The organism is Arthrobacter sp. Soil_C_49 (genome assembly GCF_057656635.1).
In genome coordinates this window covers 485,632-504,582 of the sequence record NZ_JBDGJZ010000002.1, presented here as the reverse complement: position 1 = coordinate 504,582, position 18,951 = coordinate 485,632, and the positions used below count along the sequence as shown (strand labels likewise).

The following is an 18,951-nucleotide window of genomic DNA, read 5'->3' as shown; positions in this document are numbered from 1 at the left end:
GCTACTTGGAGATAACACCCAAACGGGTCTTGAAGGACGCGTCCAAGGTTGTCTCCACACCCTTCACGTTTGCCCCGGCTACCAGGACCTGCGCGCCCTGCAGGAGCGGCAGCGTCGAGAGGTCCTTGGCCACGGCTTCCTGCGTCTCGCCCAGGATCTTCACGCGTTCGTCCTTATCCACTGTGGTCAGCTGCTTCTGGATCAGCGATGCCACGTTGGCATTGTCGTAGTGGTTCTTCAGGAAGTTGTTGGGCACGAAGAACGGGGTGAGGTAGTTGTCCGGATCGGAATAGTCCGGGAACCAGCCCAGCTGGTACACCGGGTAGGCGTCAGCGGTGCGGTCCTTGGAGTAGGTCACCCATTCGGTGGACTGCAGGTCCACGGTGAACAGCCCGGATTTCTCCAGCTGTTCCTTGATCATGGCGTATTCGTCGCCGGACGAGCTGCCATAGTGGTCGGGGTTGTACTGGAGCTTGAGGTTGACCGGAGCCGTCACACCGGCGTCGGCAAAGACCTTCTTGGCCTTGTCCAGGCTGGGCTTGCCGCCCTCGCCGTACAGGTCCTTCAGCGGCTGCTCCGCCCCCAGGAAGCCTTCAGGAACGACGGAGTAGGCGGGGAGGTACGTTCCCTTGTAGACCTGGGTGGCGATGGCATCGCGGTCAACAATGTTGGCCATGGCCTGGCGGACGGCCAGGGCCTTGGCGGGATCAGCCTCAGGCGTTTTGGCGCCAAAAGGCATGGTGTCGAAGTTGAAGACGATGTAGCGCAGCTCCCCGCCCGGGCCCTTGTGGACCTTGACCTTGGAGTCCTTCTCCAGGTCCGCCACGTCGGTGGCCGTCAGCGACCGGCCGGCAACATCGATGTTGCCCTGCTGGACATCAAGCTTCAGGTTGTTGGCGTCGGCGTAGTACTTGATGTTGGCACCGTTATTGGCCGGTTTGCCCAGCAGGCCCTGGTAGTCCGGGTTGGGCTTGAGGCTGACGAGTTCGTTCTTTTTGTAGCTTTCAATGCTGTAAGGCCCGGCGAACGGTTTGCCCTTGACGATGTCGTCGTCCGACATGACCTTGTCGGCAGGGAAAACTTCTTCGTCCACAATCGGGCCGCAGTTGGAGGCAAGGACTCCGGGGAAAACCTGGTCGTTGGCGGCCTTGAGGTTGAAGACCACGGTGGAATCGTCCGTTGCCTCCACCGACTCCAGGTTCGCGAACAGCGAGGAGGGACCATTGGGGTCGGCAATTTTGACCACGCGGTCGATCGAAAACTTCACGTCCGAGGACGTGAGGGCGTGGCCGTTGGCGAATTTCAGGCCGGGCTTGAGCTTGACGGTGTACTCGGTGGGGGCCGTGAAGGAAGCGGATTCCGCGATATCCGGTGATGCGTCCGCACTTCCGGGCTTTGCATTGAGCAGGAACGGGTAGATCTGGTTCATCACCAGGAAGGAACCGGCGTCGTAGGAACCGGCCGGATCGAGGGTGACCACTTTGTCAGTCGTTCCGAAGGTGATGGCGGCGCCCGCTGCGTCGCCGGTTGAGGTTCCGCCACCGCCTGAGGGGCCCGTGCAGGCCGTCAGTGCGAGCGCGGAAATGCCTGCCAGCGCGATAGCGCCGTGCAGTGCCTTGATGCTCTTCGTCATCTGTGAACTTTCTGTTCGATGAGTTCGCACCCGCCTGCCTCTGTTTGGATACCTGGGGAAAGGCGGGAACGCTGTGTGCTGATGCCTAGATTCAATCAGAGAGTCAACCCTCAGGGCGGACCATTTTGTGAGTTGAGACACAAAATTTACCTGATTGATCCGGAGCTCTCAGTTGCCGGCCGCACAACGAACAAAACCGCCCCGGCAGGACCGGGGCGGTGATGGAATTTCTGCTGGCTTAGAGGGCTGCGCGCTGCAGGGAGCGGGCGGCGTCGATGGTCGCCTGGCCCAGGACCCTGCTGCCCTGGTAGAGGACAACAGTCTGGCCTGGCGCGACGCCGCGCAGCGGGTTGGTCAAGGTCACCACCAGCTGGCCGGCGCCGTCCGGTCCGCTGGGTTCCATGCGGGCCGTCGCGGGAACGGGGTCACCATGCGCACGGACCTGCGCGTAGCAATCAAATTCCTCACCTGTGTCCACCTCGCCGATGGGCAGCCCGGCCCAGGACACCTTGATTCCGCGGATTTCATCAATCGCGAGCAGCGCCTCCGGTCCCACCACCACTTTGTTTTCCTTGGGCCGGATTTCCAGGACGAAGCGCGGCTTTCCGTCGGCGGCCGGCGTGCCAAGCTTCAGCCCGCGCCGCTGGCCCACGGTGAAGGCGTTGGCGCCGGGGTGCTCCCCCACTTTCGCGCCGGTTTCGTCCACGATGTCACCGGTGGCCATGTCGATTTTCTCGGCAAGCCAGCCGGCGGTGTCGCCGTCGGGGATGAAGCAGATGTCGTGGCTGTCGGGCTTGTTGGCCACAGAGAGGCCGCGCCGCTCGGCCTCTGCCCGCACCTCGGCCTTGGAGGGCGTGTCAGCCAGCGGGAACATGGAGTGCTTGAGCTGTTCGTGCGTCAGCACGCCCAGGACGTAGCTCTGGTCCTTCGCCCAGTCGGCGGCGCGGTGGAGTTCGCGGTTGCCGTCGGCGTCTTCGATGACCTTGGCGTAGTGTCCCGTGCAGACGGCGTCGAAGCCCAGCGCAATGGCCTTTTCCAGCAGCGCGGCGAACTTGATCCGTTCATTGCACCGCATGCAGGGGTTAGGTGTGCGGCCCGCGGCATATTCGTCGATGAAGTCCTGGACGACGTCTTCCTTGAAGCGCTCGGAGAAGTCCCACACGTAGTAAGGAATGCCCAGGACGTCGCAGGCGCGCCAGGCGTCGCGGGAGTCTTCGATGGTGCAGCAGCCGCGGCTTCCGGTGCGTAGCGTGCCGGGCATGCGGGACAGCGCGAGGTGGACGCCGACGACGTCGTGTCCCGCCTCGACGGCGCGGGCGGCGGCAACGGCGGAATCAACGCCGCCGCTCATGGCTGCAAGAACTCGCATGGCTGCTTTCTGTTGGGTGGTTCCGGCTTGTGGCCGGTGCTGGTGCCGTGCTGGCCGAAGGCGCTGCCGCGGATACGGTCAGTCTCCGTCGAAGCGATCTTCGCCTATCTATTCTACGCACCTGCCGCAAGGGCGGTCTCAGCGGCGGCCCAAGCCCTGCCGGGCTACCGTGCCGGCGGTCTGGATGGAGGATTCGTGTCCGGCCATGCCGGCCTGCCGGGCCCTGGCGTAAGCACCCGGAAGGGCGGCCAGCAAAGCGTCGACGTCCTCATCCTTCGAGGAATGGCCCAGGGTGAAGCGCTGGGCGCCGCGCGCTGTTTCCTCGTCCAGCCCCATGGCAAGCAGCACGTGGGAGGGCCGGGGCACCCCTGCGGTACAGGCCGACCCCGTGGAGGATTCCACTCCGGCAAGATCCAGCAGGAAGAGCAGGGAGTCCCCTTCACAGCCCGGGAAGGTGAAGTGTGCATTGCCGGGAAGGCGGCCGTTGCCGGGTGCCCCGCGCAGGACGGCTTCGGGCACCCGCTCCCGTACGCCGTCGATAAGCCGGTCGCGGAGGGTGGCGATCCGGGCCGACTCGGCACCAAGACTGGCAACTGCATTCTCCGCGGCGGCAGCAAAGGCGGCGATCGAGGCGGTGTCCAGGGTGCCCGAGCGGACGTCGCGCTCCTGCCCGCCACCGTGCTGGACCGGGGTGAGTTTCACCGACCTGCCCAGCAGCAGGGCGCCTACTCCCACGGGTCCGCCGATCTTGTGTCCGGAGATGGACATGGCATCCAGTCCGGATGCCTTGAAGTCCACCGGCACCGAACCGAAGGCCTGCACGGCGTCGGAGTGGACAGGAACGCCCGCCGCGTGCGCCAGTTCCACAACTCGGTGGATGGGCTGGATGGTCCCCACCTCGTTGTTGGCCCACATGACGGTGACCAGCGCGATGGAGTCCGGGTCACGGGCAAGTTCAGTTTCCAGGACTCCCAGGTCCACTGCACCGTCGCTGTCCACGGGGAGCCAGGTGACGTCGGCCCCTTCATGCCTTTCAAGCCACTCCACGGTGTCCATCACGGCATGGTGTTCGACGGCGGAACAAAGGATGCGCCGCCGCGCCGGCTTTTCGCCCGCCCGGGACCAGTACAGTCCCTTGACCGCGAGGTTGTCCGACTCGGTGCCGCCGGAGGTGAAGATCACTTCCGAGGGGTGCGCCCCTGCCGCTGCGGCGAGCGCCTCGCGGGCGTCTTCCACCGCCCGCCGGGCCCGCCGGCCCGAACCGTGCAGGGAAGAGGGGTTGCCGGTGCGGGCAAGTTCACGCGTCAGGACAGCCAGCGCCTCCGGGGAAAGAGGCGTGGTGGCAGCATGATCAAGATAAACGGGCACCCTGCAATTCTAGCCGCGATGCTCCTGCCGTTCAGGCGGACGGCAGGATCCTGGCGCAGCAGTGGCCCGGCAGGTCTGCAGGCACCACCCGGCCGCCGGACGCGTCCAGGCGGGCCGCCGCCCCCTGCAGAAACGCCCCGTTCATGGCGCACACCACCCCCGGATGTTTGTCCGACAGCCGATGGAACGGGCAGTTCGGCAGGAGGAAACCGCCGTCTCCGTCCGGTTGGGGCCGGTAGCCCGCCTGGACCAGGAAGTCGTGCAGTGTCTCCGCCGCCTCCGCCATGGCGTTCCCTACCCGCCACGACTCCGACTGCAGCGTGTCCTCGATGGGTTCCCCCGCGCTGGTGGAGTTTTCAATAGCGGCGGCCATCAGCTCCCCGGCGAGGTCGTAGTTCCGGTCCGGCACGGAGGCCCCAATTTCGCCGGCAACGGGACGGTACATCTTGGCGGGGCGGCCCGAGCCCGGACCGGCTTTCCCCGGCGGCTTGTGGAACTCGACCGCGAGCAGGCCGTCCTGCACCAGGCGGTCCAGGTGGAACGAGACCGTACTGCGGGGAAGTCCGGTGCGCTGCGCAACGTCGTCGCGTCCCACCGCCCCGGGCGACGATGCCACGAGCTCAAAGAGCTGGCGGCGCTTTTCATCGCCGAGGGAGGCGAGTGCTGTCATGCGGTTCGCCCAGGGAAGTCTGGCCATTACTCCACCAATCCAAAGTCAAGATGTATTGATTATAGACCTCTTGGATTTCTAAAATAGAAGAACCTACTTTTAGAAGGAGTCAGTTGTGAAAACCACATCAGCACTGCGCGCCAACACCACCACCATGGAACCGGCCAAGCAGGCCTTCCTGTTGTTGCGGACTGTTTTCACGGTCGCGCCCATCATCTTCGGGCTCGATAAGTTCGCAAACATCCTGGCGGACTGGACCATCTACCTTGCCCCGCAGGCAACGGCACTGGTGCCCTTGCCTGCCCAGACGTTGATGTACGTGGTGGGGGTGGTGGAAGTCCTCGCCGGCATCGCTGTTGCCGTCCGGCCCAGGTTCGGCTCGCTCCTCGTGGCAGCATGGCTCGCCGGCATCATCGTCAACCTCCTGCTGCTCGGAAGCTTCTTCGACGTTGCCCTCCGTGACTTCGGACTGCTCGTCGCTGCCCTCGCGCTGAACCGGCTCTCCCAGCGGACCGCCCGGCCGTCCGGGATCTAGGCCGAAGGAGGCAGGACCGGCAGGAACCGGACAGCGTCTGCCCTCGCCGCGGCCAGGGCAGACGCATCCGGGCACGAGACAGAAACGTAGACCGAGGATCCGGACCTGCCAAAGAGCCTTGCCATGACCGCAGTGGCCCGGGCCCCTGGCGCCGCCGCCTCTTCCAGGACCAGCACCTCCAGCGTGTGGCCAGGAGTGGACTCGTCACCACCCCACCGCAGCGTGGCCGGTTTCAGGTACTCGGGCAGGATGGTGGGATCCAGGTATTGGAAGAGCGCTACCGTTGACTCCCGGTCATCAGCGCGCGCCAGCACCGCCTGGTTGGTCCGGACTTTGGCGGCAACGAGGCACCCGTCCGCTTTGAGGTACTGGCTTTCGCCGGCCACATTGTCCTTGACCATCTTCCAGCCTGGAGCGTCCTTCAGCCCGTCCGAGATGCCCACGGGCACTCCCTCGGCGAGGATGCCACCGGACGCGAAAGGCAGGTCCTGAGCGGCCATAGCCTCGGCATCGTGGCCGGGAGTAATGGTGGGGGTGGCAAGTACCGGGGCAGTTTCCGCAGGTTGGGCTGCCGTCGGGTCCGGAACACCAACGCTGCAGCCGGCGGTCATCACGGAGGCGAGAACAGCTGCCGCCAGCGGCAACCGTAGCGGCCCGATCCTGCCGGCCGGTGCCGCCGTCGTCCGCTTTTCCATGTCCGCCCCCACTGTGTTCCCTGGCCTGCCGTTGCTGCCTGCTGCTTTGCGTGCCGCCGCGGCAGCAACCCTTCACGAGTCTAAACTCCGCCGGATCCCGCCGGTGCCGGGAACCCCAAGCCCAGGCACGGACGTTGTCAGATCAAGGGCCGATAAGCTGGCCCCACAGGGCTGCCCGCCGCGGACCGGCCGTTTCAACACGAAGGATGAGTGCTTGACCGAGAGCAGCTCCCACTACCAGGTGCTTCGCGTGGCAGTCACCGCCACCGAAAAGGAAATTAAGGTGGCCTACCGGCGGGCCGCCCGCCTGGCCCACCCCGATCATGGCGGGGATCCTGCCGCTTTCCGCCGCGTCACGAGCGCCTATGAAACCCTGATCGACCCGCAGCGCAGGAAAGCGTACGACCGCTCCTACGCCGCAGGTACAGCCAATGGAACCGACGGCGAGCCGCACTTTGATGCACCGCCGGCGGGCAGCAGGGCTTCGGCCACGGTGCACAAGAGCGCCGGCGCCCGGAACACGGCGGGCGACCCGCCGGTTTACGTCCCGCCCTACACGCCGGGAGCGGACGGCGGCGTGGCCCTGATTCCGTTGGCGCAGGCCAGCCAGCCGGTCCACGGGATGCCGCGGAAGCGCGGCATTTTCGGGGCCGAAGCACGGATCCAGCGGGAAATGCGCACGGTCCAGCTCCTGACCCGGCAGGTGCTGCCGGCCATTCCGGCGGCACGCCTGATCAATGGACTCCAGTCGCCCGCCGACAACAGCCACATCGACCATGCGGTACTGTCCGGATACCGCCTGGCGCTCATCGGCTCCATGCTGCTGCCCAAGGGTGCCTACGCCTGGGACGGCAGGACCCTTAACCACGGCGGGCGCTCGATTGCTCCGCCGCAGCTGGCGCACGTGGTACGTGCCATGCAGGACATCTTCCCCGAGCTGAACGTGACCGGCTGGACGGTGGTGCTGAGTCCGGGCGGGAACCTGCATGAACCGGTGATCGACAACCACCGCCGGTCCTCGGGGGCCCTGGAGAGCGTCCGGATCGTCAACGCGGCAGGATTGGTGCGGGGCGTCAAGGAGTTCCTGGCATCAGGACCGGCCCCCAACACGGTCAACGTCCCGGTGCTGGCCCGGCTGCTGCGCGGCATGCACTGACCCGCGTTGACTAGGATGGGATGGTGTTCCGCATCCTCTTCCATGAACCCGAAATCCCCGGCAATACCGGCAACGCCATCAGGCTGGCAGCCATTACCGGTGCCGAACTGCACCTGGTGGAGCCCCTCGGGTTCGATTTCTCGGACGCGAAGCTTCGCCGCGCCGGCCTGGATTACCACGACCTCGCCGTCGTCACCGTGCACCGCACAATCGAGGACGCCTGGCAGCATCTGCAGCCCGAGCGTGTTTATGCCTTCACCTCCGACGGAGCAGCCAGCTACACGGACATCGCCTACCAGCCCGGCGACGTCCTGATGTTCGGGCGCGAATCAGTGGGCCTGCCGCCGGAGATGAAGACGGACCCCCATGTCACCACAACGGTGCGGCTGCCCATGCTGCCGGCACTGCGCTCGCTGAATCTGGCCAATGCTGCCTCCATCGCCGTTTACGAGGCCTGGCGCCAGCAGGGTTTCGCGGGCGCAAAGCTCTAGCACCCCTGCAGGCCGGAGGGGCGCCGGCGTGTATTCCGGGTATTCCGGCCGGCGCCCCTCCCAAAGCCAGCGCAGCCAGGCTCCGCCGAAACTTTTTTCCGGCCTGGCCCATCCGCACCCCCAACTGTGCCGAATCCCTCCTGAGAACAGTCCATTAGCGATCAAGGAGCGGCAGGTGACACTTCTCCGGGCAGGTTCCAGGACCAGCCGGGGCATCCCCGGCAGCACTGCTGAGGATTCACCTCCGGGAGACTTATGCTTGGTAGTAATGGATACTCCCGATGCTCCCGCTGTCACAGACACGCCGGCTGAGCTCAGTCAACGGCTCGCAGTCCTCTTGGGACAAATTTCCCAGGGTGACCGGACGGCGTTTGCGGAGTTTTACCGGTTGACGTCCCGCCGGGTGTACGGCATGGCCCGCAGGGTCCTGATTGATGCTGAGCTTAGCGAGGACACCACCCAGGAGGTTTTCCTGCAGGTCTGGCAAAACGCGGCCAAGTTCGACCCCGCCGCCGGAAGCCCGCTCTCCTGGCTGATGACCATTTCCCACCGGCGCGCCGTGGACAGGGTCCGGTCAGCGCAGTCCGCCACAGACCGCGAAGCCCGCTACGGGGCCAGCACCCAGGACATCGACCACGACACCGTTTCGGACGAAGTGGGCAGCAGGCTTGAAGCCGAGGCGGTGGTCCGGTGCCTGGCTACCCTGACCGAAACGCAACAGGAATCGGTCCGCCTTGCCTACTACGGCGGGCTCACCTACCGGGAAGTTGCCGAACGGCTGAACGCTGCAGTACCCACCATCAAGTCCCGCATCCGCGACGGACTGATCCGCTTGAAGACCTGCCTGGGGGTGAGTTGAAATGACAGAAATGAACCAGGGACGGGCCGGCCGTTCCGGCGCCTTTGGCGATACCGTCTCCGCTGACCTCGCTTCCGGCCGCGCCATCGACCTGGCCGAGCTGTATGCCCTTGATGCAGTAACGGACGAGGAACGCCGCACCATCGAGGAGTACATTTCAGCGGCTCCGGCAGCGGAGCGGGCTTCCTTCCTGGAACGCGTACGCCAGTCCAGGGAAACGCTCACCCGGACATTCAGGGCGGAGGAGGAGCCGCCGGCCGACCTTTTCGACCGGATCATCGCCCAACTGCCGGCACAACTGCCGGTCCAACCGGAGTCCCCGGGGCCCGCGCAGGAGGTCTCCACCGATGAACTGGCCAAGGCACGGCAACGCCGGGAGGAGCGGCGGCGTCCTGCCGGCACCCGCCGCTGGCTGGCGGGCATTGCGGCCGCAGCAGCGATCGCCCTGGGCGGTGTCGGCGTCGGATCCTACATCGCCGACCAGAATGATCCCCTGAACCAGGTGGTCCGTGCCGATGACGTCCGCGAAGCCTCAGTCCCGGTGGCCGCAGGCGGCACGGCAACGGTCCTGGTCTCTGCGTCAAAGGACGCCCTGGTGGTCAAGATGAACGGTGTCCCTGCCCCGCCCGAAGGCAAGGTCTACCAGATGTGGCTGATCCCGAGGGACGGGTCGGCACCGGTTTCCCAAGGCCTGATGGACGCGGAGGCGTTGTCCAAGCCTGCGGTGGTGGAGGGCATCGCCTCTGCTGCGGCGCTCGGGATCACCGTTGAGCCCGTCGGCGGATCCACCTCGCCTACGCTGCCCACCGTCGCTGCCGCCCCGCTGGGCGCGTAGCAGCACGGCCCCGCTGAGCAAAGCAAACAGCTAACGCCCCGTGATCGTCCTGAAGGACGGTCACGGGGCGTTGTTGCAGTCCGGATCAGAAACCGGCGATAGTTCCCGGCCCGTTGACGGCTACTACGTGGAACGCCTCGGCACTGTGCCCTGCAGGCAAGCCGGCACGTTCGGCGTTGACATGCATGCCCCGGCGCACTGCTGCTTCCATGGCGTCGACGTCGGGATGCTGGCTGACGTGGACGTGGATCGCCTTCAGCTTGGCCTCCACCTGGGGCGTCACGTCAACAAAGTGGTTTTCCCGCTCATCAGGCCCTGCGTACAGCCACAACCAGGGGAGCTTGTACGCGGTCAGACCGGCTTCGGCGAGTTCGGGGTAGGCGAAGGGGTTTTCCAGCGCGGGGTAAACCGCCCGGGTCACGGCCTCCCCCACCGCCAGGTGGTCCGGATGGCTTTTCTGGATGCGCCGCCAGTTCCTTTCCGGATGCATGGCCAGTACGACGTCGGGACGCAGCTCGCGGATAAGCTTCACCACCCCGCGCATCACCTCATGCGAGGCCTCGAGGTAGCCGTCGCGCTGATGGAGGTAGTGGATGTCGGATACGCCCACCAGCTCCGCCGCGCGCCGCTGCTCGGCGTCGCGCATGGCGATGATGTTGGCTCGGTGGGCGGGATCGAAGCCGCCGGCGTCGCCGTCGGTCATGATGCAGTAGCTGACCTGGACGCCGGCCGCTGTCCACGCGGCAATAGTGCCGGCAGCGCCGAAGTCGATGTCGTCCGGGTGGGCCGCAAAACAGAGCACCCGTCCAATCCGGTCCGTGGCCGGATTGAACGGGCTCTGTGCCTGGCTGGCTGAGGCAGTCAATAATCAGCCTTTGCGCTTCTTGATCTCAGCCGTGGCCTGCGGGAGGACGTCGAAGAGGTCGCCGACGATGCCGAAGTCCGCAATCTCGAAGACGGGAGATTCGGCGTCCTTGTTCACGGCCACAATCACCTTTGCAGTCTGCATGCCGGCCTTCTGCTGGATGGCGCCGGAGATGCCTGCGGAAATGTAAAGCTGCGGGGACACGGTCTTGCCTGTCTGGCCCACCTGCGCATCGTGGCTGATCCAGCCGGCGTCGGTAGCTGCACGTGATGCGCCCACTGCCGCTCCGAGGGCGTCGGCGAGTTCCTCCACGGGGCCGAAGTCGCCGTCCAGGCCGCGGCCGCCGGCCACCACGATGCGGGCGTCGGTGAGGTCCGGGCGGCCGCTGGCAACCTTCTGCTCGCGGGCAGTGATCCGGGCAGCTGCTGCTGTGCTGCCGGCCGGTACCTCAACGGTGACGGTTTCCGGTGTGCCGGGCGCGGCAGCCGGCTCGGGGACCACGTTGTTGGCCTTGACCGTCAGCACCGAAACGGGGGTGCTGGCCTTGCAGGCTGTGTTGTAGGAACCGGCGAGGACAGACTTGTGTGCCGTGCCGTCCGCATCCACGCTGACGACGTCGGTGATGACGCCGGCGTTGAGGCGGATGCCGAGCCGGGCGGCGATTTCCTTGCCTTCCGGTGAGTTGTCCAGCAGGACAATGCTGGCCCCGGTCTGCTCTGCCGCGGCTGCGAGGTACGCGGCCTTGGGCGCCACAAGGTAATCGTTGAGGTCCTCGGCGGAGGGGCGCAGGACAGTGCTGACGCCGTATTCCGCGAATGTGGCCGAGACGTCGCTCTGCAGTTCGCCGTTGAGGGCCACGGCGCTCTCGCCGAGGGAACGGGCAAGGGTCAGCAGCTCAAGGCTGCTCTTCTTCAGCGCGTTGCCGGGGTTGTCAATAAATACAAGTACTTTTGCCATGTCGGTGATCCCTCTTAGAGCAGCTTCTGGGCGGCCAGGAAGTCAACCAGCTTGATGCCGGCGTCGCCTTCGTCGGTGATGATGGTGCCGGCGGTGCGGGGCGGCCGCTCCTCCGCATTGATGACGGTGGTCCAGGAGCCTGAGTGTCCCACCTGCGCGGAGTCCAGTCCGATGTCGGCGAGGGACAGGGTGGTGATGCTCTTGCGCTTGGCGGCGATGATGCCCTTGAAGTTGGGGTACCGGGGCTCGTTGATCTGGTCCGTCACGGACACCACTGCGGGCAGGGGGGCTTCGACCGTTTCAGAGGTTGTGTCCGCGTCCCGGCGTGCCACCAGCCGTCCGCCGTCCACGTCCAGCGAGGAGGCGAAGGTGACCTGGGGCAGGCCAAGGCGCTCGGCCAGCTGCGCGGGCACCAGGGAGGTTTCGCCGTCGGTGGAGGCCATGCCGGTGATGATCAGGTCCACGGGTCCGTCCTGGCCCAGGCGCCGGACAGCGGCAGCCAACGCAAGCGACGTGGCTGCGGCGTCGGATCCTGCCAGAGCTTCGTCCGTCAGGTGGACGCCCTCGGTGGCGCCCATCTGCAGGGACTTCTTCACGGCGTTGACGGCACCGGCAGGTCCCATGCTCAGCGCGATGACCTGGTTGCCTGCCTTGCTGCCGCCCCGCGCCTCGGCCAGCTGCAGTGCGGCCTCCAGCGCGTATTCGTCCAGCTCGGACAGGATGCTTTCGTCACGGTCCGTCGTGTAGCGCTCCCCGTTGAGGTGCCGGTCGAACTGGGCGTCCGGTACATGCTTGACCAGGACGATGATCTTCAATGTCTTCTCCACTGTATCGACAGCAGCCTTCCATGCTTGTGGACAGCCAGCCGGGTAGGGTCATGGCCGCGGGATGCCCGGCGTACGGGTAGCTCCTAGCTAACCACATCGACGCTGGGCTCCGCCCGCTTCCATTACGCCAGTGTCAGCACTTTTACGTCGCCGGCAGGAACGCTCGACGGCGGCGCCCCACCTGAAGCGGGGAACACCGCCGTCGAACCTTCCCTGCGCTGCTGCGGCCGCGGGGTGCCGATGCTAGCTTGCGGTGCCGAGCGTAACGTCGAAGGTTTGTTCGGCACCGTTGCGCTGGACCGTGATCTTGACCTTGGAACCGGCGGGCTGCTCCCGCACGGCGGCCGTCAGCTGCTCAGGCTCACCGATGGCAAGATCATTGAATTTCGTGATGACATCACCCACCTTGATCCCTGCCTTCCCTGCTGCGGAGCTCGCCTCCACGGTGGCTACTTCTGCCCCAACCGAGAATTCGGAGGCGGCGCTGGAAGCGGCCTTCTTCTTGACGCTGACGCCGAGTTGGCCGTGCGACGCCTTGCCGGTGTCGATGATTTCCTGGGCCACCCGCTTGGCGTGGTTGATGGGAATGCTGAACCCTACGCCGATGTTGCCGCTGGATGAGGACGATGACCCGGAACCGGCGGAGGCAATGGCCACATTGACGCCGATGATCTCACCGCTGCTGTTCACGAGGGCACCGCCGGAGTTGCCCGGGTTGATGGCGGCGTCCGTCTGGATGACGTTGATGGAAATCTCGCCCTGGCCGGTGGTCTGCTGGCTCTGGCCGCCGCCCGGCGGGGCGAACTGGAAGCCGCCTTCGTCGTCACCCTCCGCGTTGTCGCCCTCTTCAGGGGCGGCGGCGGAGGCCACGCTGATGGTCCTGTTGAGCGTGGAGACGATACCGTCCGTGACGGTGCCGGTAAGGCCCAGTGGCGATCCGATGGCAATCGCGGTGTCCCCTACGTTGAGCTTGCCGGAGTCACCAAGGGTGGCAGGGGTGAGGCCGGAAGTATTGTCCACCTTGATGACTGCGAGGTCGGACAACGGGTCCGTGCCCACCAGCTTGGCGCTCAGCACCTTTCCGTCGCTGGTACGGACTTCGAGGGACGCGTTGGCTGTCTGGCCGTCCAGCGTGACCACGTGGGTGTTGGTGAGGATGTGTCCCTGGTCGTCCAGGACGATGCCTGAACCGGTGCCGCCGGCGCCGCCGCTGGCAGCGCTGATGGTCACCACGCTGGGCGAGGCCTTCACGGCCGCTGCGGTGATGGCGTTGACATTGTCCTTGTTGTTGACGATGACGGTGCCCGGCTGGCTGTTGCTGCTGGTGGTGGCCGTGGAGCCTGCATTATCGAACAGTTCGCCGGAGCCAACGGTGGCTACTCCCCCGCCCACCAGGCCGGCGGCGAGGATGCTGGCCACCAGGGTACCGACGCCGAATGATGCTTTCCTGCGGGGAGCATCCTTGGGGTTTGGGGCCAGGCCCACAGGGGCGCCGGCCGCTGCGTGCTGGCTGTTGTGCTGGCCGTAGTAGCCGTAGTGGGCATGTGGTGCGGGCGCTCCGTCGTTCCCGTGGGACTGTCCGTACCCCGGCCCGCCTGCCCGGTCGCCGTCCTGCCCGCCCGGGGTGCCCTGCCCATAGAACGGCTGGCGCTGCGGATAGGGCTGGCGCTGCGGGTACACCGGACGTGTCCCGGGCAGTTCCTGGGTGGGGTTCGCCGGCTCAAGCCTTTCCGTGGGGTACTGGCGCGGGCCGGCTGCTCCGCTGGCCGCCGCGGCGTCCGAGGCTTCCGGGTCATCCGCACCGTGAACCTCAGGATTGTGCCCGGGCTGGGCGGACTGCTGCTGCCACGGATCCTGCCGGCCCGGACCGCGGTTCTCGGGAGCGGCGCCGGGGGTCTGGTTCTCAGTCATGGGACTTCCTTTCATCCTCGTCTGCATTAACTATGGACTCCCTCCCTGTACCTAGCTCGGATGTTTGCTGAGAGCTTGCTGAATCCCGTTGTTCCGCGGTTTTCCGGCGCCTTGCACCGTTTCGCTGGTGGCATATTCAGCTCAATGGACGGGCTGTGGGGTGCACCATAGAATCAAGATGATTGCCACAGCGACCTGCGGCTTTACACACTGCGTGGGGGCGCTGCTGCATTCTGAGACGACCGGTTCGTCCCGAATCGGTGTCAGGCGTGCTGAAGGGTTGCACATGCGGTCAAAGTTCAAACGTATTCTCGCCGTGATCGGCCTTACCGGGCTGCTGGCGGTACCCGCTGGCGCTGCCTGGGCCGAGGATCCGGTCACCCTGGATCCCACAACAAAGATCGTGGATTCCGCCGGTGTCCTGGGGTCACAAAAAGCCCAGGTGCAGGAAGCCATCAAGAAACTTGGCACCGACCATGCCATGGTGCTTCATGTCGTCACCGTCAAGAAGTTCGAAAACCCGGCCGATCGGGAGGCCTGGACGGACGAGGTCGCCCAAAAGGCCAATCTTGGTTCCAATGCCCTGATCCTCGCCGTTGCCACCGATACCCGGCAGTACATCCTGAACAAGGGCGGCAGCAAGATCACCAACGCCCAAGTCGAAAACATCAAGAGCAAAGCCATCGGTCCGCAGTTGGCGAATGACAACTACGCCCAGGCCGCCATCAATGCTGCAGGCGCTATCGGTGATGCTGCGGGCGGCGGCAGCGGCAACGTCCCCTCTGATGGAAGCGCCGGTGCTGCTGTTCTGGTGGGCACGGGTGTAGTGGCCGCAGGTGGCGCCGGCGCCTACCTGTACTTCCGTAACCGGAGGAAGAAGGCTGCCGAAGCCCAGTCATCCAGCGCCAGCTACGGCCCGCAGGGTGGCGAGGTGGACCCGCTGGCGTCCCTCAGCGTGGAAGAACTGCGCCGCAAGAGCGGTTCGCTGCTCATCGAAGCAGACGACGCCATAAAGTCCAGCGAACAGGAACTGATGTTCGCCCAGGCACAGTACGGTGATTCCGCCGTCGGCAATTTCACCAAGGCCTTGGATGAAGCCAAGGCCCACATGACTGAGTCGTTCAAGCTGCAGCAGCAGCTGGACGACCACATTCCGGATACCGAAGAGCAGCAGCGCTCCTGGCTGGGCGAGATCATCCGCCGCTCCGAGGCCGCGCTGGCCTCGCTCCAGGAGCAGAAGGCGGACTTCGATTCCCTGCGCGAACTGGAGAAAAACGCACCGCAGGCACTGGCGCGCGTCAATGCCGGCGCCCGTGAAGCGGACGCTAAGATCTCCAGCGCAGAGGCGTCCCTCACTGCCCTGCGCGCCAAGTATGCCGAGAGCGCCCTTGCCCAGGTCTCGGACAACATCCTGCAGGCCAAGGAGCGTCTCGCTTTCGTCCAGAACGCCTCAGTCACCGCTGAGCAGAAGCTGGGTGAGGGCGAAGGAAGCATGGCTGCAGTGGCTGTCCGGGCAGCGGAAGAGAGCCTGCACCAGACGAACGTGCTCCTGGACGCCATTTCCAAGGTCTCGTCGAGCCTTGACGAGGCCCGCAACGGCCTTGAGTCCGCGGTGGTGGACACCTCCCAGGACCTTGCCCAGGCGCGTGCCATGATCCAGTCCGGCGCCCATCCCGAGTTGGCGGGCCCGGTGGCCGGCGTGGAAGCGACGCTCGCCCAGGTCAAGTCAGACATCCAGGGCGGGAAGATCGATCCGATCGCAACCCTGCAGCGGGTGGAGACCGCCCACCAGTCCCTGGACCAGGCCCTGAGTGGAATCCGCGACCAGCAGGAGCAGTCACGGCGGGCGCAAGCGTCGCTGCAGCAGACCATCATGTCTGCGCAGGCCCAAATCAGCGCCACCTCCGACTACATCACCGCCCGGCGCGGCGGCGTGGGAACCGAGGCCCGTACCAGGTTGGCGGAGTCCCAGCGGAACCTTGACTACGCGCTGTCCATCGCACGCACCGATCCCGTCACCGCATTGACCTACGCGCAGCAGGCGCACGCCCTCGCTGCCCAGGCAGCCCAGCTGGCGCAAGCTGACGTTGACCACTTCGACGGCTACGCCAACCAGGGCTACGGCCGGGGCGGCATGTTCGGTGGAGGCGGCGGAGGCGGACTCGGTGGCGCCATTCTTGGCGGCATCCTGATCAACTCCATCCTCAACGGCGGTGGTGGCGGAGGTTGGGGCGGCGGCCACAGCGACGGCGGCGGCTGGGGTGGCGGCGACTTCGGCGGCGGCGGCGACATGGGTGGCGGCTGGGGCGGAGACTCCGGCGGCGGCGGAGACTTCTAGGACCCAGGCTCTGCCCGGCCGAACCTCGGCTCCAGAACCATACAAGCAACACACAACTGTTCACTGATTTCAGTGGTCATCACAGAGCAGGACGAAAGGTAGCACCATGGTTAAACAGTCCATTTTCGGCCGTATCGCGCAGCTGGCAAAGGCGAACATCAATACCTTGCTGGACAACGCTGAAGACCCGCAGAAAATGCTGGACCAGATGGTCCGGGACTACACCAACAACATCGCTGAGGCGGAGTCCGCCGTGGCGCAGACCATCGGCAACCTCCGGATGCTTGAGGACGACTACAACGAGGACGTCAAGAACTCCCGCGACTGGGGCAACAAGGCCCTGGCCGCATCCCGCAAGGCAGACGAGTACCGCGCCAACGGCAACGTGTCCGACGCCGAGAAGTTCGACAACCTGGCCAAGGTGGCACTGCAGCGCCAGATGTCGGCTGAGAACGAGGCCAAGGGCGCTGAGCCGGCCATCGCGTCCCAGCGTGAAGTGGTGGACAAGCTCAAGACCGGCCTGGACCAGATGAAGGGCAAGCTCAACCAGCTGACCAGCAAGCGCAACGAACTGGTGGCCCGCTCCAAGACCGCCGCGGCCCAGTCCCAGGTGCACGATGCCATCAAGAGCATCGACATCATGGACCCCACCAGCGAGGTGGGCCGCTTCGAAGAGAAGATCCGCCGCGAAGAAGCCCGGGTCCGCGGACAGCAGGAACTCACCGAGTCCAGCCTGGACGCGCAGTTCAACCAGCTGGAGGACCTCGGCGAGCAGGTGGAGATCGAGGCGCGCCTGGCGGCCCTGAAGTCCGGCGGCAGCGCAAAGCCGGCCATCGGCTCGGGCAACAGTGCAGGCGCTGAGTCCACCGTGAATGAAGCCGATTTCGACAAACTCTGACACCCTCGCAGAACGGCCCCGTCGAGGATACCGGGGACGCTGAGGACTGATGAAAGGCCGGGGCCGGCGCCCCGGCCTTTCTGTTGCCCGTATGTGTAGCGTGGAGTCATGGCATCCTCCCACCCCACGTCCCTCGTCTGGCTGCGCGATGACCTTCGCCTGGACGACAACCCGGCACTGTCCGAGGCGGCAGCCCTTGGCCTGCCCTTGACCGTGGTCTACGTCCTGGACGAAGAGTCCGTCGGCGTGCGGCCGCTGGGCGGAGCAACCCGGTGGTGGCTGCATCATTCCTTGACGGCTCTTGCCTCAGCCCTGGAAGCCGCCGGTTCCCGCCTGCTCCTTCGCCGCGGACCGGCGGCAGGTGTTATCCAGGGCCTTACGGTCGAGACCGGGGCGGCCCATCTGTTCTGGAACCGGCGTTACGGACAGCCGGAGCGGACGGTGGATGCCGAAGTCAAGGAGTGGGCCGGCAAGAACGGCGTCGAGGCTTCGAGCTTCCAGGCGAATCTTCTGTTCGAACCCTGGACGGTCCGCACCGGAGCCGGGGGCCCCTACAAGGTCTTTACGCCTTTCTGGCGCGCATGCCTTGCCGGCGCTGACGTCCGCGAGCCCCTGGAACCGCCCCGGAAGTTTCCGCCGCCCCCCGCCGCGAACGGAGGAGGCCTGCCGCGCGGCGACGAGCTGGACAGCTGGAACCTTCGGCCGCACTCCCCCGACTGGAGCCGAGGCCTGGCCGAAACGTGGGAACCGGGTGAGCAAGGCGCCAGGCACCGCCTCGATGACTTTCTGGACGGGCCGGCCGAGGACTACGGCACCGGCCGCAATGTGCCCGGGGTGGAGGGCACCAGCCGTCTCTCCCCGCACCTGCGCTTCGGCGAAATCAGTCCCTCCCGGGTGTGGCGGGAGATCCGGCGGCACTTCCCGCACAAGGTGCCGGCCGACGTCGGTATCTTCCGTTCCGAACTCGGCTGGCGGGAGTTCTGCTGGCACCTCCTTTACACCAATCCGGAGCTGGCCACCCGCAACTACCGCCCCGAGTTTGACCGGTTCCAGTGGCAGGCGCTGAACACCAATGAGCTGAAGGCCTGGCAGCAGGGCCGGACCGGGTACCCGTTCGTTGATGCCGGCATGCGGCAGCTGTGGCAGACGGGCTGGATGCATAACCGGGTGCGGATGGCGGCTGCGTCATTCCTGGTTAAGAATCTTTTGGCAGACTGGCGCATCGGCGAGGAGTGGTTCTGGGACACGCTGGTTGATGCGGACGCCGCCAGCAACCCGGCGAACTGGCAGTGGGTGGCGGGTTCCGGTGCGGACGCCTCCCCGTACTACCGGATCTTCAATCCCGTGACGCAGAGCAAGAAGTTCGATTCAGCCGGGCGCTACCTGCGGCAGTTCATTCCGGAACTCGCAGGCCTCGACGGCAAGGCCATCCATGAACCGTGGAAAGCCGGAGACGCGCCTGGCTACCCCGAGCCGCTGGTGGGGCTGCCGGAATCCCGGGAGCGGGCCCTGGAAGCGTACGCGAAACTCAAGGACTGACCTGG

17 protein-coding genes are annotated in these 18,951 nt (G+C 65.8%); 8 read left to right on the top strand and 9 right to left on the bottom strand.

From position 1 onward, the window contains the following. Position 1: 1 nt before the first annotated feature. From AC3A4Z_RS05715 to AC3A4Z_RS05700, 4 genes are all read right to left on the bottom strand, one after another. Positions 2-1,633 carry an ABC transporter substrate-binding protein gene (locus AC3A4Z_RS05715; RefSeq protein ID WP_498710655.1) on the bottom strand — a complete coding sequence of 544 codons (1,632 nt, stop codon included), beginning with the start codon at positions 1,631-1,633 and terminating at the stop codon, positions 2-4. A gap of 238 nt (positions 1,634-1,871) precedes the next feature. Beyond that, a complete protein-coding gene (gene mnmA / locus AC3A4Z_RS05710; RefSeq protein WP_498710654.1) occupies positions 1,872-3,002 on the bottom strand; it encodes a tRNA 2-thiouridine(34) synthase MnmA in 1,131 nt (376 codons plus the stop codon). A gap of 138 nt (positions 3,003-3,140) precedes the next feature. Then, positions 3,141-4,370 (bottom strand): cysteine desulfurase family protein, encoded by a 1,230-nt coding sequence (locus tag AC3A4Z_RS05705; RefSeq protein WP_498710652.1) that lies wholly within the window; start codon positions 4,368-4,370, stop codon positions 3,141-3,143. Between the two features lie 31 nt (positions 4,371-4,401). Further along, the gene (locus tag AC3A4Z_RS05700; RefSeq protein ID WP_498710650.1) at positions 4,402-5,040 is read right to left on the bottom strand and encodes a helix-turn-helix transcriptional regulator; all 639 of its coding nucleotides are present in this window, start codon (positions 5,038-5,040) and stop codon (positions 4,402-4,404) included. A gap of 115 nt (positions 5,041-5,155) precedes the next feature. Between AC3A4Z_RS05700 and AC3A4Z_RS05695 the strand changes: the two genes are divergently transcribed. Continuing rightward, a complete protein-coding gene (locus tag AC3A4Z_RS05695) occupies positions 5,156-5,575 on the top strand; it encodes a hypothetical protein (protein ID WP_498710649.1) in 420 nt (139 codons plus the stop codon). On the opposite strand, the gene AC3A4Z_RS05690 is transcribed toward AC3A4Z_RS05695, so the two are convergent. After that, the gene (locus tag AC3A4Z_RS05690; RefSeq protein WP_498710648.1) at positions 5,572-6,270 is read right to left on the bottom strand and encodes a hypothetical protein; all 699 of its coding nucleotides are present in this window, start codon (positions 6,268-6,270) and stop codon (positions 5,572-5,574) included. The two genes, AC3A4Z_RS05695 and AC3A4Z_RS05690, sit on opposite strands and share 4 nt — an antisense overlap. A gap of 214 nt (positions 6,271-6,484) precedes the next feature. On the opposite strand from AC3A4Z_RS05690, the gene AC3A4Z_RS05685 reads away from it, so the two are divergent. The 4 genes from AC3A4Z_RS05685 to AC3A4Z_RS05670 all read left to right on the top strand — a co-directional run bounded on the left by AC3A4Z_RS05685 (position 6,485) and on the right by AC3A4Z_RS05670 (position 9,611). After that, positions 6,485-7,426, top strand: coding sequence for a J domain-containing protein (locus tag AC3A4Z_RS05685; RefSeq protein ID WP_498710646.1), 942 nt, complete (start codon positions 6,485-6,487; stop codon positions 7,424-7,426). A gap of 23 nt (positions 7,427-7,449) precedes the next feature. Continuing rightward, complete coding sequence (locus tag AC3A4Z_RS05680) at positions 7,450-7,917, top strand: TrmH family RNA methyltransferase (RefSeq protein WP_493970211.1); 468 nt, start codon at positions 7,450-7,452, stop codon at positions 7,915-7,917. A gap of 268 nt (positions 7,918-8,185) precedes the next feature. Further along, the gene (sigK, locus tag AC3A4Z_RS05675; protein ID WP_050054509.1) at positions 8,186-8,776 is read left to right on the top strand and encodes an ECF RNA polymerase sigma factor SigK; all 591 of its coding nucleotides are present in this window, start codon (positions 8,186-8,188) and stop codon (positions 8,774-8,776) included. 1 nt (position 8,777) lies between these two features. Continuing rightward, complete coding sequence (locus AC3A4Z_RS05670; RefSeq protein ID WP_498710645.1) at positions 8,778-9,611, top strand: anti-sigma factor; 834 nt, start codon at positions 8,778-8,780, stop codon at positions 9,609-9,611. 85 nt (positions 9,612-9,696) lie between these two features. On the opposite strand, the gene AC3A4Z_RS05665 is transcribed toward AC3A4Z_RS05670, so the two are convergent. The 4 genes from AC3A4Z_RS05665 to AC3A4Z_RS05650 form a co-directional block, all read right to left on the bottom strand. Next, entirely contained in the window at positions 9,697-10,476 is a 780-nt protein-coding gene (locus tag AC3A4Z_RS05665) for a PIG-L deacetylase family protein (protein ID WP_498710644.1), read from the bottom strand. A gap of 3 nt (positions 10,477-10,479) precedes the next feature. Then, on the bottom strand, positions 10,480-11,433 hold the full coding sequence (locus tag AC3A4Z_RS05660; RefSeq protein WP_498710643.1) for an electron transfer flavoprotein subunit alpha/FixB family protein: 954 nt from the start codon (positions 11,431-11,433) through the stop codon (positions 10,480-10,482). A 14-nt stretch (positions 11,434-11,447) separates the two neighbouring features. Next, entirely contained in the window at positions 11,448-12,248 is an 801-nt protein-coding gene (locus AC3A4Z_RS05655; protein ID WP_498710783.1) for an electron transfer flavoprotein subunit beta/FixA family protein, read from the bottom strand. Between the two features lie 255 nt (positions 12,249-12,503). Continuing rightward, positions 12,504-14,171, bottom strand: a complete 1,668-nt coding sequence (locus AC3A4Z_RS05650) for a S1C family serine protease (protein WP_498710642.1) — start codon at positions 14,169-14,171, stop codon at positions 12,504-12,506. A gap of 286 nt (positions 14,172-14,457) precedes the next feature. Here AC3A4Z_RS05650 and AC3A4Z_RS05645 point away from each other — a divergent pair, with 286 nt between their 5' ends. From AC3A4Z_RS05645 to AC3A4Z_RS05635, 3 genes are all read left to right on the top strand, one after another. Further along, positions 14,458-16,509, top strand: a complete 2,052-nt coding sequence (locus AC3A4Z_RS05645) for a TPM domain-containing protein (protein WP_498710640.1) — start codon at positions 14,458-14,460, stop codon at positions 16,507-16,509. Positions 16,510-16,615: 106 nt separating this feature from the next. Beyond that, on the top strand, positions 16,616-17,407 hold the full coding sequence (locus tag AC3A4Z_RS05640; protein ID WP_493969990.1) for a PspA/IM30 family protein: 792 nt from the start codon (positions 16,616-16,618) through the stop codon (positions 17,405-17,407). 108 nt (positions 17,408-17,515) lie between these two features. Beyond that, entirely contained in the window at positions 17,516-18,946 is a 1,431-nt protein-coding gene (locus tag AC3A4Z_RS05635; RefSeq protein ID WP_498710639.1) for a cryptochrome/photolyase family protein, read from the top strand. The last annotated feature ends 5 nt before the right edge of the window (positions 18,947-18,951 follow it).

Excerpts from the sequence above, each read along its gene's own strand:
- AC3A4Z_RS05715 (WP_498710655.1), bottom strand. The coding sequence starts at position 1,633 with ATGACGAAGAGCATCAAGGCACTGCACGGCGCTATCGCGCTGGCAGGC.
- mnmA (WP_498710654.1), bottom strand. The coding sequence starts at position 3,002 with ATGCGAGTTCTTGCAGCCATGAGCGGCGGCGTTGATTCCGCCGTTGCC.
- AC3A4Z_RS05700 (WP_498710650.1), bottom strand. The coding sequence starts at position 5,040 with ATGACAGCACTCGCCTCCCTCGGCGATGAAAAGCGCCGCCAGCTCTTT.
- AC3A4Z_RS05690 (WP_498710648.1), bottom strand. The coding sequence starts at position 6,270 with ATGGAAAAGCGGACGACGGCGGCACCGGCCGGCAGGATCGGGCCGCTA.
- sigK (WP_050054509.1), top strand. The coding sequence starts at position 8,186 with ATGGATACTCCCGATGCTCCCGCTGTCACAGACACGCCGGCTGAGCTC.
- AC3A4Z_RS05670 (WP_498710645.1), top strand. The coding sequence starts at position 8,778 with ATGACAGAAATGAACCAGGGACGGGCCGGCCGTTCCGGCGCCTTTGGC.
- AC3A4Z_RS05660 (WP_498710643.1), bottom strand. The coding sequence starts at position 11,433 with ATGGCAAAAGTACTTGTATTTATTGACAACCCCGGCAACGCGCTGAAG.
- AC3A4Z_RS05650 (WP_498710642.1), bottom strand. The coding sequence starts at position 14,171 with ATGACTGAGAACCAGACCCCCGGCGCCGCTCCCGAGAACCGCGGTCCG.
- AC3A4Z_RS05645 (WP_498710640.1), top strand. The coding sequence starts at position 14,458 with ATGCGGTCAAAGTTCAAACGTATTCTCGCCGTGATCGGCCTTACCGGG.
- AC3A4Z_RS05640 (WP_493969990.1), top strand. The coding sequence starts at position 16,616 with ATGGTTAAACAGTCCATTTTCGGCCGTATCGCGCAGCTGGCAAAGGCG.
- AC3A4Z_RS05635 (WP_498710639.1), top strand. The coding sequence starts at position 17,516 with ATGGCATCCTCCCACCCCACGTCCCTCGTCTGGCTGCGCGATGACCTT.